At 36.9% G+C, this 16,238-nt stretch carries 11 protein-coding genes; 2 read left to right on the top strand and 9 right to left on the bottom strand.

Going from position 1 to position 16,238, the window contains the following annotated elements; all coding sequences use genetic code 11:
• Positions 1-244: 244 nt before the first annotated feature.
• Together CBS1_RS08400 and CBS1_RS10695 are read right to left on the bottom strand one after the other, a co-directional pair.
• Complete coding sequence (locus CBS1_RS08400; protein WP_090222464.1) at positions 245-1,468, bottom strand: hypothetical protein; 1,224 nt, start codon at positions 1,466-1,468, stop codon at positions 245-247.
• A gap of 49 nt (positions 1,469-1,517) precedes the next feature.
• A complete protein-coding gene (locus CBS1_RS10695) occupies positions 1,518-1,781 on the bottom strand; it encodes a hypothetical protein (protein ID WP_241685508.1) in 264 nt (87 codons plus the stop codon).
• On the opposite strand from CBS1_RS10695, the gene CBS1_RS10530 reads away from it, so the two are divergent.
• Positions 1,770-2,519, top strand: coding sequence for a transposase (locus tag CBS1_RS10530; protein WP_241685507.1), 750 nt, complete (start codon positions 1,770-1,772; stop codon positions 2,517-2,519). The genes CBS1_RS10695 and CBS1_RS10530 overlap by 12 nt on opposite strands.
• Before the next feature lie 866 nt (positions 2,520-3,385).
• On the opposite strand, the gene CBS1_RS08395 is transcribed toward CBS1_RS10530, so the two are convergent.
• Positions 3,386-4,609: a GumK N-terminal domain-containing glycosyltransferase gene (locus CBS1_RS08395; RefSeq protein WP_090222462.1), complete on the bottom strand. Its 1,224-nt coding sequence runs from the start codon at positions 4,607-4,609 to the stop codon at positions 3,386-3,388.
• 13 nt (positions 4,610-4,622) lie between these two features.
• Positions 4,623-5,753, bottom strand: a complete 1,131-nt coding sequence (locus CBS1_RS08390) for a glycosyltransferase (RefSeq protein ID WP_090222460.1) — start codon at positions 5,751-5,753, stop codon at positions 4,623-4,625.
• Between the two features lie 224 nt (positions 5,754-5,977).
• Between CBS1_RS08390 and CBS1_RS10690 the strand changes: the two genes are divergently transcribed.
• Positions 5,978-6,454 (top strand): IS110 family transposase, encoded by a 477-nt coding sequence (locus tag CBS1_RS10690; protein ID WP_241685506.1) that lies wholly within the window; start codon positions 5,978-5,980, stop codon positions 6,452-6,454.
• Positions 6,455-6,863: 409 nt separating this feature from the next.
• Here CBS1_RS10690 and CBS1_RS08380 read toward each other — a convergent pair whose 3' ends face one another.
• From CBS1_RS08380 to CBS1_RS08360, 5 genes are all read right to left on the bottom strand, one after another.
• Positions 6,864-7,988: a glycosyltransferase gene (locus tag CBS1_RS08380; protein ID WP_090222458.1), complete on the bottom strand. Its 1,125-nt coding sequence runs from the start codon at positions 7,986-7,988 to the stop codon at positions 6,864-6,866.
• Between the two features lie 5 nt (positions 7,989-7,993).
• Positions 7,994-9,163, bottom strand: a complete 1,170-nt coding sequence (locus CBS1_RS08375) for a glycosyltransferase family 4 protein (protein ID WP_090222456.1) — start codon at positions 9,161-9,163, stop codon at positions 7,994-7,996.
• Positions 9,164-9,305: 142 nt separating this feature from the next.
• Positions 9,306-10,541 (bottom strand): exopolysaccharide biosynthesis polyprenyl glycosylphosphotransferase, encoded by a 1,236-nt coding sequence (locus CBS1_RS08370; RefSeq protein ID WP_090222454.1) that lies wholly within the window; start codon positions 10,539-10,541, stop codon positions 9,306-9,308.
• Between the two features lie 132 nt (positions 10,542-10,673).
• Complete coding sequence (locus tag CBS1_RS08365) at positions 10,674-12,695, bottom strand: GumC family protein (protein ID WP_090222452.1); 2,022 nt, start codon at positions 12,693-12,695, stop codon at positions 10,674-10,676.
• A 45-nt stretch (positions 12,696-12,740) separates the two neighbouring features.
• Complete coding sequence (locus CBS1_RS08360; RefSeq protein WP_090222450.1) at positions 12,741-16,187, bottom strand: polysaccharide biosynthesis/export family protein; 3,447 nt, start codon at positions 16,185-16,187, stop codon at positions 12,741-12,743.
• Positions 16,188-16,238: the final 51 nt, after the last annotated feature.

The following is a 16,238-nucleotide window of genomic DNA, read 5'->3' as shown; positions in this document are numbered from 1 at the left end:
CGGAAAAAGCATTCAAGATAGACATAGAGCATCGAGCATCTCCATGTGGTTGGAATCTGCAAGGATAAGTTCAAAATTCTCTCTATTCAAAGTCTTTCTTTTATCCTTTTCTAGTGTACCAGCGTATTTCTGTCGTATTAACTCATACAGTAACGTATAACTACCTCAATTTGTGTTCGGAAATTCGTTATTCTGATATGTGTCTGCTTAAGCAAAACCTTTATTTGGTGCTGTTTGGGTTTCCTTACATTTCAAAAGCAGCTCCAGCCAAAGTTGCTATAAAAGCCCAGTTCCAAAAGTGGTAAATATAAATCACTTCTGTATTCATACCAACCACGAGCGTTAGTACAATGAACTCTTTTAGCGGAGTTTTTGCCTTTCTTACTAAAAAAGCAAAAATAATGCATAGTATTGACAATCTTAAAAATCCAATCTCGTTAATTAATATGACATGAGTATTATGAGGGGATTTGAGATAAAAATCCTCCACATTTTCCAGATATGATATGTTGCTAATTTGTCGCGTATAGGAAGTTCCAAAGCCTGTTCCGAATGTCTTGTGAAGAATGTCGCCCTTTTTGTATATTTGCACTGCTTCGGTAAGTCGCAATAACCTATACCTGTCACCCTCAACCCCATGACCATATAACCATCTGTTAATAAACAATAAAAAAAATATAAGTAAGAATAAGAGAAGAATTGCAGCAAAAAATGGCAACTTATCTGCTTTTCTTAGTCTAAATGACAGAATATCCTTGACTACCATAATTGAAATGATGATCAGTGCTGTTCTTGTGAGGGTTAGAAAAACTGAAACAACAGCTAACACAGTCAGGAGTTTGATTAGTTTGGTATTACCTTCTAAGGTTTTTAGGAGCACGTACAGTGCGATAATAATGAATGAGGTAGCTGTTGCTGGACCAGACGTGACTGTAACCCTGTGTATTCGAAAACCAAGGAATTGTACAATTTCGTGTGTCCATGATATTCTAGGGTTGACTAACGAGAAATATATGACTTGAAAAACGATGAAAAAGTATACTAAATAAAGAAGTCCAAGGAAAGTTCTTCTAAAACATCTGCTTGTTTCCTTGAAAGCAAGATAAAAAACAAAAAAAGGTAACAAAACGTTTCCATAGGCAATTAGTACCTTATCATAAGCTTTCGTCAGAAAAAAATCAGGAACGATGAATACTATAAGTAGAAGGAGACACAATATAACGTAGCTCTTCTTAATCGGGTTACGTGTCTTAGCCAAAGCGACCTTTACAATACCTAAAAGAAAAGACGTCAAAAAATACGCAGCAAAGAGTATTAGAAGAAAATATAGATTATAAGGTATGTAAAACCTACCAATTTTTTTATTGGTTAGAACTGTTAAAAGAAAATCAACAGAATCAGGCAATATGGAAGGAGTTACAATCAAGATTACAAAACTGAGAATAAAAGTTGCTCTAATTAGTTTCAAAACTTCACCCCCAAAAGGATTCATGATAATGTAACTAAAAGTATTGAAACTATCCAAAAACCGCATTATCCTTTAAACAGGGGACACCCCCCAACCTACTCTTAAGGAGGTATCCCGATATGAATAACTCAACACCTTCTTGCCCAAAGTGTGGCTCTTTGTCTTCAAAAACGGTCATGACAAATACGGCAACCAACAATTCTTCTGCAAAAATTGCAAACGTACTTTCAAACTTTCTTATTCTCAAAAGCGCAAAATCTTCTCTTTCCCTTACCCTAAATGCCCTTCTTGCGGTAAATCTATGGAAATCCACAAACCCCATCGTTCTTTCGTTGTCTTCCGTTGTAGAACTTGTCATACCAAAGATAGAGTACCTTTTAATCTCCCCGAACCTGCCTCTTTTGTTTCTGATTACTTTAAATTCTTCCGTTTCCCTATCTTTATTGTCTTAGAAGCTTTCGTTTTGTATATGAAAGGCAATTGTTCCTTCAGGACTATTGCTAACTCTTTGAATATCAAAGTCTCTCATGTTTCTATCTACAAGTGGGTTATTAAGTTGTGTGCTTTATTCTCTGTGCTTTTTCCAACTTTCGAAAATGTTTTTAGAGTTCATGCTGACGAAACTATTGTAGTATTCAAAGACCAAAAGTATTATGTCTGGTTATTAGTTGACCACGATACTAACCTTATCCTTTCCTGGCATGTCTCAAAGTATCGTGACATGGGTCAGGTAAAAGTGCTACTTGAAAAGTTCTTAGGTAATTCCAAAGACAAAAGTATCGAACTTATTACCGACGGTCTTGGTGCATATGAAAGTGCACAGATATTGTTCAAGAATATCAATCACGTAGTAGTATCGCTTGGTAAAAACATGTGTGAATCCAAATTCTCACTACTGAAAGACTTTTTCCGGCTTAAGCGAGGTCTGAAGAAGTTGGCGAACCTTGATTTATATATTCATGTTTGTATAGTGAAGAATCTTTGGAAAATCAACAAGAGCAATATCAATAATGTCATTTCTCAGTTAGCTACTTTCATCACTACAAGTTAACATTATCGAATTCATGATAACGTTAAACAAAAGTATTGAAACTTACCTAAGAACTTATTGTCTTTTACACAGGTAATACCGTAATCTGTACTTCTGAAAAGAAGATAGCACACCAAGCAGAGTTGAAAATCATCCTGCCCCAAATAGCTTCCTTGTCCACAAAAACGGTAGCGGCACATACGGAAGTTAACATTTTCTACTTGGATTGTAAGCATCTTTCATGCTATCATATTCCAAAAAGCCCCTGCTTTTCATTTTCTCTTATCCTAAATGTTTTGCCAACCATTATGTGAATTCAAAGGCCGTAATACCCTCTTCGCTTTTTGTTGAAAACCTTGTTACTTAAAAGAATATGTCCCTGTTTATCTTACGTCATCTATCATTTTTTCCCAAATTTTAAACTTTCGTTCTTCGTTGTTTTAAAAGCTCTCTCGCTATGTAGCAACAACGATTTATCCTTTTCGTACTACTTATAAGGAATAAGACGAACCCAATTGTTGCTTGACATGACTCTGAACTAAATATCATGGTACGGGACAACTTTAGACATTGTCGGACAATTTTCTTGACACACAAAAAAGGCGGTAACTCTAGCACGTATAAACTTTTAGTGCGCTTTATCGCTGAAGACCTGTTGTGGGTACTCAATCAATAGTTACGTTACCTGATAAATACTCGTTAAAAACAACCATGAATCAAAACTTTACTTATATTATTCAAGATAAAACCGAGAATCAAAAATATTGAAGTATTAAGCTATATGTGGATCCTTTTTGTGTGATAATGACAGAGCTTTACATTGATGATATCAAAATAGTCGCTCCACAATCAGCTTCCACTATAATTATGAATTAACAGCATCGACGTCATTTAGGTACCTTTATATAATTGCTAAGCCTTAAGCGCACATTCTGGATAAAATTTTCTACAGTATAATCTTTCAAGAACTCCTTTAACCGCAATAAATTCTTGTCCTCTTTCATTTTCTCGGCTTCTCTATGAACTTCTTGAATTTTTTCTACAAACTCACTTTCGACCTTTACAGAGTAGATATAGGGAAAACTGATGTCGTATTGTGAAAACTGAAAAACAGGTTTTAAATGTAGAAGAAATCTCACAACCTTACCAGTTGGTGCCGTCCTTAACACATCCATGTCCCCAACCTTTTTATACGGTAAGAATCCAAAATCAGATATTTGAACAAACTGATCTATCTTAGTATTATCCAAAGGGCCGAGAAAAACAACATTATGTGCCATATCCATTTTTTTTCTGTAAGGACCTATAATAACAAAAACAACATCTTTAACTTTCTTTGCTATAATATCTATCAATCGATAATCTATTTCTACAGCACCAAAGTAAAGACCTATTTTTCTATACTTACCTTGTAAGATAGATCTTCGAAGTTCGTTTCCTTCGTTGGAGAGTTTGGTGTTATTTTCAATATTCTCGAGCTGGGAAACTGTCAGCAGCGGGTTTTTTATAATAACCATTTTATTTTTTGGAAATCCGTGCTCAATGTAGTACCTATAACATATTTCATTAGGAACCCAAACTTCGTCTGAAACTTGAAATAAATCCTTCTCCATCTTATCCGTATCGCTAAAGTATGTTGAAAACCATGCAATTAAGGGATCTGATGCCCTGTAAATTAAAGGAGTTCTTGTATTTTCCTTTATTACAGGTCCATATAATGCTGCAGGAACACTCTCTAAGACTACGAGGTCATATACTTTCTGCTTAGCAACACGAACTACTTGATCAAGAGTTGGCGCAAAACATAAAAACTTTTTTGAAAAGATGAATCGCGAAATTTTCCATGGTAGAAGGTTTAGCAATCCTCTATTGATAATCTTCCCATGTCCAATATTAAATTCAGTACCAACAATAAGCTTAAAAAAGTTCCTAATGTTTTCCCTATCTGTGTTTTTATAGAGCCATCCATAACTCATAGGTGTTGTGAAATAATCCACAAAATAACCAAAGCTTGCAATTTGTTCCAGTATAGCGGGAAACCCTCCACGTCGTTTTGTGTTGCCGTAAACATGGTAACCAAATGCTAAAACCTTGTCACGAACAATGCCCACGCTCAAATCCTCCTTACCACACAATTTTATCAATAATCTGTTGAAAAGCTTCCAAACCGTAACTTAATGAGTGTTGGGTAATGTAATACTCAGCTGCAGCTTCTCGTTTCTCCTTGAGAGTTTTCCTATCATCAAGTAAAGCTTCTACTCGTTCGAGCATGTCTTCTAAGCTTGTAACAACTTCAAAATACTTTCCAACACGAGTTCCTCTAAAGCTACCAGGGAAACCGGTTACTACCTGACCATTTTTAAGCGCTACTATGTTTTTCACAAGGACTCCTCCGCTACTAATAACAGGATTTAAGGCTATTGGTATCTTTGGTAATATGTCCGTGTCGTCAACAGGATTAATTACAAATACGATATCCTTACAGTTACTAGATTTTTTCATCGTCTTCACAGGTATGTTAGATCCAAACACAAACAGCTTAAAACTGTGGCTCTTTTTAGACCATTCGCTTATGAGTGTGTCCAACGGCTGCCGGTTATGACCATATCGGTAACTGCCAGTTATACAAGCTCCTCGCAATATATCGTCAGTTACATGTACTTGGTCATCATTCAAGAAGAAATTCACTATTGCCACGTTCCGAATCCTTGTCTCTGTAATTTTCTCGTAAAGTTTATAAATCTCCTCGGTTGGAAAAAGCATTAAATCACTAAATTCAGCACAAAATTTCTCAGAATGAGAAATAGCCTTTTTGAGTAGCATTCCTGTTATTTTCTCAGATTGTTTATAGTAAAGCTGCTCAATATTGTGGACTGACAATATAACTTTCGCTTTCCCAATATAGTCCCTTAAAATTCTTAGAGAGTTTCCAAGCTTTGTGGTTTCAATCCAAATAATATCGCTATCCCGTAAGAAACCCTTTAAGTCCTTGATATTAGAAAGAATAAACTTATCCACACTCAAAAAACTGTCTTGTTTTAATACGGAAATAAACTTTAGCACCATGCTCGAGCTTGGAACATATATGTACTCAGACACAAAGTCACGCAAGTCAATGGTATTACTTTTTGGTCCTATATATTTTATTGATGAGGAACCTACAAGTCCTCTCAGAGCTATCAAATGCGATAATATTACAATGGAACCTCCTCCGAATCTTTCAGGTGGCTGGGGTGTAATAAATGTTATCTTCATATTTAAACCTCCTACGTAAAAATATGATATAAATATTTTAGTCAAAAAGTAGACAAGGCAGGACGACTTATTCATCCTTGGCTTTCAAGCCATTATAGGAGTCTGTCGCCTGCCTTTAACCATGATGAGTTGGTTGGGTTTTTAACCCTTGTCACCCTGGAGGTTTGGTTCTGCAGGCTCCTGCCCTCGCCTTTTAACCAAATCAACCGAAAGGAGGTTTTAGTATGTCTCAAAACTTCTCCATCTTTGTCGGTATTGACATCTCCAAGGATAAGTTCAACGCCTATGCTATCCAAAACCCAACTTCTGTCGGACTTAGGAAAACTAAAACTGACAAAATCGATGCTCGCTCTATCGCTCTTACCATCTTTTACACTCATTACCTTCTTCCTGCGTCTTCTTTCCTCAACTCCGATTTTCGGGATATTGCAAGAAAAAAAGAAAGTATCACTCATCAAATCTCAAAAGTCAAAAACGACATTGAAAAGCTTCTTTCTCTTCTCTTTCCTGAACTTGAAAAAGCGACCAACATCTACAATGATACTATCTTAGATTTGCTTTCTTCTTTCCCTTCTGCTAAAGCTATCCAAAAAGCCCCTATTGATTCTTTACTTGTTTTCTTTTCAAAGACAACCGGTAGAAAGTTAAAACTTTCCCCAGAAACTCTTAAAGAACTTGCTAACAACTCCATTGCTCAGTGATGACCAATGAAAGAGAAGATTCTTATTCAAACTATCAAAGAACTTCGATTTTTGCAAGAGCAACTTAATCAGTTTGATGAAATGCTCAAAGAATATTGCACATGTGCTTCACTTACTCAAAAACCCACAATATCTAAAGGAGCCCATGCCCATCCGAGACGAGTAGTTTGGCTAATAAGTGTAAATATAGTAAACGATATTTGTTAAGATGAAAAGCGAGAGAAATTCAACATTTATCATACATTTCCGCCTTCTACTCAAAACTTGATTTTACGTAATGAACTCCACGAAAAAAGCATACTCCTCACCCGAATGCATACCTATCTAAAATTTCTATAAGTAGCCACAATAATAATACAAAACCTAAGATTTTCTTGAATTAAGAGCACGTACTGTCCCCTTCAAACAATTAATTGAGTAAGTTTTGGATTCTTTGCATTAAAGTATTTAATTCAGATAGGAATTTTTCCTCTGAATAATACTTTTCGTAATTCATTCCAGCGTTTTTTTCAAAAACTTCGAGCTCTTCCTTCGAGAGTCTTTCGAAGTTCAGCAAGTTCAACACCAGGTTCTCAAGATTTCCTGGATCTACCAAAAAACCTGGCCTATTTTCGAAGTCAAAGTTTTCAAGAAAGTAACTTAGAGCGCTTACAATCACTGGCTTATGAAATTTATATGCCAACTGAAGAGGTCCACTTTGTGTTACCGAACGATAAGGCAATACAACACATTTGCAGTGCTCAAACAGCCAAGGAATTTCGTCATCATCGATAAATCTATCAATAAAATGAACGTTTAATAATTTATACTTATTGATGAGTTTTCGCGTTTCTCTTGAAAACGTCCCACGACCAGCAATAACCACTTTGGGTTCCAAAGAATATTGATCCCGAAGAATTCTAATTGCTTTTAAGAATATATCTACACCCCGATAGTATTCAATTCGTCCAAAAAAAAGGTAGTAGTTCTCTAAACCTACCGTTACTTCTTTTAGGTTACTTCTGTAGGTAAATGGTGGATGCGGAAGGAAAAATACAGTTTTTCTCAGTTTCTCTCTCAAATAAATCGCCTGTGTTTCGCTATTTGTAATTATAAAGGCTGATGATTTGGCAAGTTTAATATTTCTCTTGTAGAGCAAAAAATCATTAAACATTTTTAAGATTCTTTTGTTATCGTGTGGCCTTGCATCGTGAACAAAAATTGCTAATCTTTCTCGAAATTGTAACAGTAGGTCTGAAAAATGACTCCCCCATGTTACAATGTAAAGTTCTACGTCTACATTCTCTAATATAAGCTGAGTAAATAACTTCTTGAGGAGTTTTGGGAAGATATAGTACAATAATTTGAACTTTCTTGGAAGAGAAATAACAGTGGTGTTACTGCTCCTCGAAATTCCAATTTTTCTTTCATTTGTAAAGACAACTAAAATTTGCGAGATTTGAACATCTCTTAGTTTAGTCATAAACTCTACTATTCCTTCTGTGAAAGCTTTCATTCCACCATGGTGCTCAAAGTTTATGATTACAATTCTCACGCCTCTCACCTCAAACTTTTCTTAGAAATGGAATAATTTTCAGTTATGCTTCTATAGATGTGCAATATTTGCACAATATTCTTTCTCATATCAAATCTCTCTTCGGATAGTCGCCTGGACTCCTGAGCCATTTTTTCTCTAAGCTCACCGTTTGTATAAATCTCTCCCAATGCATGCGATATCTCTTGCCAGAAAAACGGTTTTACAAGAAAGCCGTTAACTCTCTGAAAGACCTGTTCAGCAATGCCATCTACATTTGTTGCCACTATCGGCAGCGAATATTTCATGGCTTCTAAAATTGATATCGGCAACCCTTCCTTTGTTGTTGTCAAACAAAAAACGTCAGCAGCGGCTAAGTATAGTTCTACGTCATTCGTAAATCCTGTAACAGTTATATTACCATCATTTGGTAATTTGGCTTTTAACGGTCCGTCTCCTACAAAAAACAAATATTTCTTAGTTCCGTCGTTGTAACGTTTACAGAAATCTTGAAAACCCTTAGCAAGTGTGAGTGGATCTTTAGGTGGTTCCAGCCGTCCCACATAGACTACGACAAAATCGTCCGGGGAGATATTTAGTTTTTCACGAGCTTGTTTTTTTGTATACTTCGTTGAAAAATCAATCAACCCATTATAAACAACCGAAACCTTCTCGGGTTTAACAATTTTTTCTGAAACCAAAATATCTTTATTTATCTTAGTTACAACTATTACATGGTCACCAACAGAGCTTGCAATCTTTTCCAGGATTTTATATAACGGGTTCAACAAAGATTTAAATTGTTTGTAAACTATTAAGTGGTGAGTATAAACACAAGGTATAGATAACTTTGCAGCTACCAGTCTAAAGACAAAGCCAGCTTTTGGACCATGAGCATGAATAATATCATAAGACGAGCTTTTAAGAACTTTTTCTACTTCCTTGAATACAAGAATATCGTCCAGAAGACTAATGCTCCTTTTCAAGTATTTTAGTTTTATAACATTATCGGATACTCTCTCATATTCTTGCATCAATTCGTTTCTTTCACTGCCAGTTGCAATGTCAACCTTGCATCCATGTTCTCTCAGCAGATTCGCAAGATCTATGACGTGCTTTGCAACACCTCCAAAACCAGCGTGAGTAACCGCTAAGAGTACTCGTAAGCTCTTACCTTGATCTATACCGCCACCCAAGATTAAACACCCCTTTGTGTTTTTTTCTAAATTAATTGTCGGAAACTATCTTTTTCTTCTTATTTCCAAACTCGGAGGCCAACAGATGTTTCATATCCTATTCTTCTCGAGAACTTATACGAGGATATTTAAATGAGTAGTCCTACTTCGCCCCTCTTCTGAATATCAATGTCTCAAGCGTTAGCAAAAGTATCTTCAAATCCATAAACACTGTCCTGTTCTTTACATAATACAAATCATAGCTCAGTTTTATCTCTGTTTCCTCAACGCTGGAGGAATATTGGTAACATATCTGTGCCCAGCCAGTAATGCCGGGTTTGACCTTGTGACGCAAGGAATAGTATGGTATTTGTTGTTCAAACATCCTAACAAATGGCACTTGCTCTGGTCTGGGACCTACAAGACTCATTTCACCTTTCAACACGTTTACAAACTGGAGCGACTCATCGATTCTTGTTGGACGGATTAATCTGCCTATTTTCAGTATTCTGTGTTTTTCATCATCAGCGAATTTCGGACCATCTGTTTTCTGTTTTCTCATGCTTCTTAGTTTTATCATCCAGTATTCTTTTCCATCTTTTCCAACTCGAATTTGTTTGAAAACGACGGGCAAACCATCTTCTATCATTATAAATATCGCCGAAATCAGTATCACTGGCGAATACACAACCAGCCCGATGAGTGAAAAGAATATGTCCATTACTCTTTTTGCCGGAGATTCTTTGATGTTGTCAAAGTAAACTTTGTAGTATTCTTCGAATTTTTGCATAACTTCAAGAGGGATGCGTTTTAAAACCATTTCTGCTAAGTTTGGAAGATATTCGATTTTGTGAGTTTGCCTAATTTGCTCCAGTTCGTTTCCGATTTCTTTTTCAAGTTGCGGGTCTGTTATGAGAACATTATCGTATTGTGCTATTTTCTCTTTGAATGTCACCGGTGATGGGTTAATGTATTCTACAAATTGATACTTTCCCTTTGATTTTTCTTCGATTTCCTTAAGAATGCTATAAATTTCTGATTTTCTTCCAACCACAAGATAGCGAATTGGCTTAATTGTCTTCGATGATATTTTTGATAATATGTAATTGAGAAATGGGAGGATGAAAATGAAGATAAGTAATATAAGCATAAGTTTTTTTGTGAAAAATTGTATATCAAAGAGCTTACAGAATGCGAAAAGAAAGAGCGAACCAATAGTAATTCCAAAAATACTTCTTGAGAGCGCCTCGTTTAAGTCGTCTGAGTATTCATAGAATTTAAAAGCATACAAAGTTGTGATAATTAAAAATGGGTATAAAAGGGACATATAGTAGTTTTTGGTCACAAGTAACCCAGATGTTGCTAAAATGACGTAATTTGCTATAAACTGCAGGCTCAAGAAAGCCCCCCCAATTCCAATGATTTAACTCTTTTCATTAATTTAGACTTTCTTTGATGATATTCCGTTCATCAGTTATATTTTACTACCATTTTTAATCATTAATTTTTCTCCCGAATTTCAAAAATTTTTCTATTTCTTGTCAATCCAAACGAAGTGGACGTTTTTGAATAAACTACCAAAGAGCAACTTTGGTTTTTCTGAAATGCTTGGTTTTATAACAACAACAGAACTGTTTGCGATATCTTCGAAATACTTTGCTTCAGCAGAATCAGAGTCTGGTGTAATTATCATTATTGCATCCATTGTATCCTTAAGTAAATTGACCTTCTCTAAGAAGGTTTCATTGAAAAATGCATAAGGTTCGTCATCTTTGCTCTTGATAACAAAAGACAGCGTGTCCTTGTACTGAGCTAAGTCGCTTTGTGAAATGAATTGAGCAAAAGATAGTGCTTTTGATTTATCGATGAGATCACTAAAATCACCGGTGGTATCTATAATTAAGGTTCTCTTACCGAGTGCGGAGAAAAATTTTGAAAGCTCGTAGCTGATGCTGTTTTTCTCAGTTATTCTTCCTACCGATGTGATATGGATCATTTTGGCAGTTTTATTTGATTCTTCATGTGAAAAGTTATTGCCAAAGAGTTTTACGTACAACTCTTTCATTGCTTCAGTGTTCTTTGCACTATCAATTGGTAGTTTGAATTCGGTTGGTATAACTCCAGTGATGGCGGTAAGTTGGTATTTATCGAGAATTCTTTGGTCTGTTGCTTCTCGTAAAAAGGCAACAAGAATACCAAGAAAAATACCAAGAACCCCGCTAACAGCAAGCATTAGTTTTTTATTTGGCTTGGCGGGTTTTTCTGGAATGTATGGTTCATCGATAACAACAGGTACGTTGAAGTTCATTCCAGCAGTTGAAAGGCGGAGTTCTTCCTCCTTGGCTTTAAGAGCTGTATATGTCTGTTGTTTGACAGTGAAATCTCTTTGCAAGGCAACATATTCACGTTGGATTTCTGGGTACTTTGAAAGTTGGTTGTCAAGGTCATTTTTTGTCTTTTGAAGTCCTTGGAGCGCAGCTTTTAGGCTTTCTTTTTCTGTGATTGCTTTTGAAAGCGAAGCGTAAAGTTCACTGAGCACAGGGTCTTGAGCTTCAACTTTTGCTGATGTTATTCTGTTTAGCTCGTCATTTATCATCTTCTTAATAACTTCTATTTGTTTTTCAACATCTTTCACAGGTTCTGCTTCTTCTGTGTATTTCAAAAGTAAAGAACTGCGTTGAATTTCAAGTTGAGATAGTTCCTTTTTTAATTCTTCAAGTTGGTCACTGGTTGGTGTGTATGACTGTGCTTTTGCCAGTCCTTTTACTTCCGAAATCCTTTTGTTTAGCTCCGCTATTTGAGCCTCTGCCGATTGAATTGCAAGCTGTGTGTCAACAATTTGTTTTGTTATGTCACTATAGCTTTGGATCAACTGTTCTATTTCTTTCGTTGGCATGAGCGATTTTGTCTTTTGGAATTCCTGAAGCTTGGCTTCTACTTCGGCAAGTTCTTTTTCAACTATAGGTAGTTGCTGCCTTACAAAATCATACAGGTACGAATTTTCATCCTTGTTGAGTTCTTTTGCAACTTCGATGTAGTTCTTTATAACCGATTGTGCGATTTTGTAACCAAGTTCTTTGTCGTCAAGGGCGACTGTAAGACTGATAAGTGATGTATTATTCTTAGATGTTGCAGTTACTATGTCTTTAGCGAGCATCTTAATAACCTGGTTTTCTGTTAATTCAACTTTTTCAGGATTCTTTGCCTTTTTTTTGAAGTAATCCAGTAAGTTTAGCTCTTTTACAACATTCCCAAGAACTTTTCTACTCTTGATTATCTCTATCTGCTCATCAACAGCTGGAGAGGTTGTTGAACCTCCCGGTACGAGTGCCGCCGCACCAGAAAGGCTCATTTCCGAAGATTTTGGAAGCTTTATCGTTGCAGTTATTTCGTATGTAGGTGCTGCAATGAAAAATAAGTAGACAAGAGTTAGTGCAACCGTGATAACAAATGTTGCAATTAAAAGCCATTTTCGTCTTTTGAGTATTTGGATTATATCGCTCAGTGTTATTTCATCGTTAATGACATCTTGTTGCAGCTCTCTTGCTTCCATATTAGGTTTCCTCCTTTGTCCATTTATAAATCATTTGGTTTTTCATCACTTGCTGCCGCCGAACAAATTAGTTGTGTACGTGTAAAATCCCAATAAGCTCGTAATAACAGGCAACCAATCGAGAGCACTTCTCCAAGGATCAGACGGTACAAATATGATATCCCCATTCTCAACAACAGGGTTAAACTTGATTACTCCTCCAGAAACTGTGGCGGAGAGGTCTACTTGTATCGGTTTACCTTCAACTCCACCTTTGTAAAGCCACACGCTCGATGGTGCCGCTTTTTGAGTAAATGAACCTGATAGGAGTATTGCTTGTAGTACGGTCATTCCTTCAGTCAGCTTAATTATACCAGGCTGATTAACTTCGCCAAACACGAAGGCGTAGTTCTGCAAAACGTCGAGCACTCTGACAATATCTCCTGGATAAACATTATATCCTCTTGCTTGAGCAAGGTCTTTGAGTTCAAGTGTTTGTTTCTCTGTTCCGCGTGTGAGTTCAATTTTTCTGTAATTTTTGTCGATTCCTACTTTGGTGAGTATTTCGTAAAGGGTTGTTGGTTTGTCTGTGTATATCATATCTGGTCTTCCGTCTTGACGGATGATGTAGACATAGTTTTCTTTGTCTACATCGAAGAGAATGATACTATTGCTTGTAAGTTTGAAGTTTGTATATTCGTCCCATTTGATGCTTTCGACCTTATCACCAGTGACGATTGTCAGTTTTCTGCTAACGCCTTCTTTAATTCCGCCCAGCTTGCCGATAAGCGTTCTAAGGTCGAATTCTTCACCTTGTGTGAATTTGAATAACCCGTTTGGAACACCTTTACCGAAGACATATACTTGGTTCGGGTCTTTTTGGGTTACGTAGACGAAGTCGCCATCTTTAAGTTCCGCGTTTTCTATGCCTTTGAAGATATTTTCCGCATCGAACTGTCCTATTAATTTTCCTTCACGTATTACGAGTACTTTGTCAGATGCGTAGTAATTTTCCGGTCCAACTATGAGTCCACCGAGTTTGGCAAAGAGTGTTTTTAAATCAGGTGTTTCGTAGTAATCAAATTGCACTCTGCCGGTGTTTCTGATGTATCCCATTGCCGTTACAAAGACTGGCTTCTTGAGTTGGACGTTAAGAATTGCACCTTTTGGTATTGAGATATCGGATGTGAAGTTCACATTTGTCCCATCAAGGGTTATGCTTTCGATTCTTCTAAAATCACTCAAGCCAACCTTAGCAAGAATTCTTTGGATTGTTATCGGTTCGTTGAGTGCAAACGAGACATATGAAGAGACATCGCCAATAAGGTAGACGGCGTTGACGTGTGCTTGTTTGAAGACAACAGTGTCGTTTCTTTCAATTACTGAGTCTTTGAGTCCGTAGAGTAAGTCGTTTGGTGAATAGACGGTTTCTTTTCCATTGCGTACAAGTGTAACCTGTTCGATGTTTTCGGGCGTGTTAACAAGCTTTTTGAAGATGTAGCTAAGAGTTTTTGGCTCATAGTAAGACAATTGAACAACACCGGGCATGCCAGAACCTGTTACGTAAACTAAGAACGGCTCGTATGAAATAAGAACGGTATCACCGAGTGAAAGCGGAACATCTTTATTAGAGTAAACAACATCTTTGAGTGCAACAGCCGTGGCGTTATTAATTATTGCTTGACCTTCATTTTCTACATCTGGCGATGTGAGTCCGATTTTGTTAATAAGGGTTTTTAGTGTCTTTGGTTCCTGTGGTTCAAATACAATTTTTCCTTTTGCATTTGCATAACCTTGGACGTAAACGTAAAATTCCGGGTATTTCTTTATCTCTACACTATCTCCATTTCTCAACGTGTAGGTTTCAAGTTTGCTTAATTCTATCGCCTTATCGTTTATCTTTATACTCTCTATCCATTTGAGCTGGTCTGTTTTTAGGCCACCTATCTTTGTAAGTAATGTCTTCAATGTCTTTGGCTCTTGTGGTTCGAAGTTGATTACTCCAGTTTCAAAGTCTCCACTGAGGTAGATTTTAAATTCCGCATACCTTCTTATCTCTACTTTATCCCCATTGTTCAACATATAGCTTGCAGCTTTTGATATGTCAGCTGGTTGTCCGTTTATCGTTACACTCTCTATCCATTTTTGTTCGTTTACGGGTATTCCACCAAGTTTTGTCAACAACCCTTCGAGTGTTCTTGGTTCGTCTGGTTCGAATGATACTATGCCCGGTTTGTAATCACCTGTGACATACACTCTGAATTCTGGGTATTTCTTGATTTCGACACTGTCGTTGTTTGAAAGTGTGTAATCATCGAGCTTTGCCAGGTCCACAAGTTTGTTATTTATCTTTATCCATTCTATCCATTTGAGCTGGTCTGTCTTTAAGCCACCTACTTTTGTAAGTAATGTTTTAAGTGTCTTTGGTTCAGTTGGTTCAAAGACAATTAAACCTGTAGAGAAATCTCCTGTTAGGTATACTTTAAACTCTGGGTACTTTACAACGTTCACGATAGAACCCGTTTGCAATAGGAGATTTTCCGATGATTTAATGATATCTGGCGTGTATTCTCGTGTTTTCCCATCAGGGGTTGTTATTGTGATTTTTTCTATCCATTTTTCGTTATCTGGAGAGATGCCACCAGATTTGGCAAGTGCGTATGCAAGAGTTAGAGGTTCTGTTGAAAGGAAAGTTTTTGGACCAGGAGAAGGCACAAAGCCAACAACGTAAATGAATCGTTCTTCACGCTTTGGGATGTATAGCGATGAACCAGACAAAATTGGGTAATCGATTTTTCCACTAATAACATCCTCGAGGTTTACAACTATTGTTTTTCCTGAAATCGTAAGGTATGAACTTTCGAGGACCGCTTTTTCTTTATCAAGTGTTCCAAGGCGTAAAATTAATGTTTTTAAAGTCATGCCAGGCTCGTATCTGCCAATGTAAGTGTAAGCACCGCTAACTTGGATTGTTTGGCTATATTTCAAAGGCGGGAAGTAAATTACATCACCTTCTTGGAGCTTCGGGTCGTCTGTGATGGTCCCATCGTAAAAATACGAAAGCATATTCAACGTTTGCGTTTTTCCTGCTCGTCTCAGTTGAATTGTTTCAAAGTCTATCTCAGACGACGGGGATAGCCCCAAGAGTGAGAACAGCTGGGTTAGAGTGACTTCTTTGTAGTTCGAAATATCAAATGTACGGTTGATAGCTCCTTGGAGGTATACGTACATAGGTCCGTAGTCGACAACGTAAACGGTAACAACGGGGTCTTTTATAAACCTGCGCACTGTCTGTTCGATTATCGATTTGATTTGGTCTGTAGTGAGTCCCACAACTTTCACATTCCCGGCGTATGGATAAGGAATCGTTCCATCAAAAGCTACCTTAACCGTCCTACTGAATTCGGTTTGACCAAAAACTTCGATAGCAATAGTATCTCCTACCCGAACGGCGTAGGCAAAAATAGTAGTTAGTGTGAGCAGTAAGATTGTACCAATGAAGACTTTTTTCATGCCTTGTGTACACCCCTTTTTATGTTTAATTTTAAACTACTATACCATTAG

The organism is Fervidobacterium changbaicum (assembly GCF_004117075.1).
Lineage (GTDB): Bacteria > Thermotogota > Thermotogae > Thermotogales > Fervidobacteriaceae > Fervidobacterium > Fervidobacterium islandicum.
This window is presented reverse-complemented; position numbering and strand designations above follow the sequence as displayed.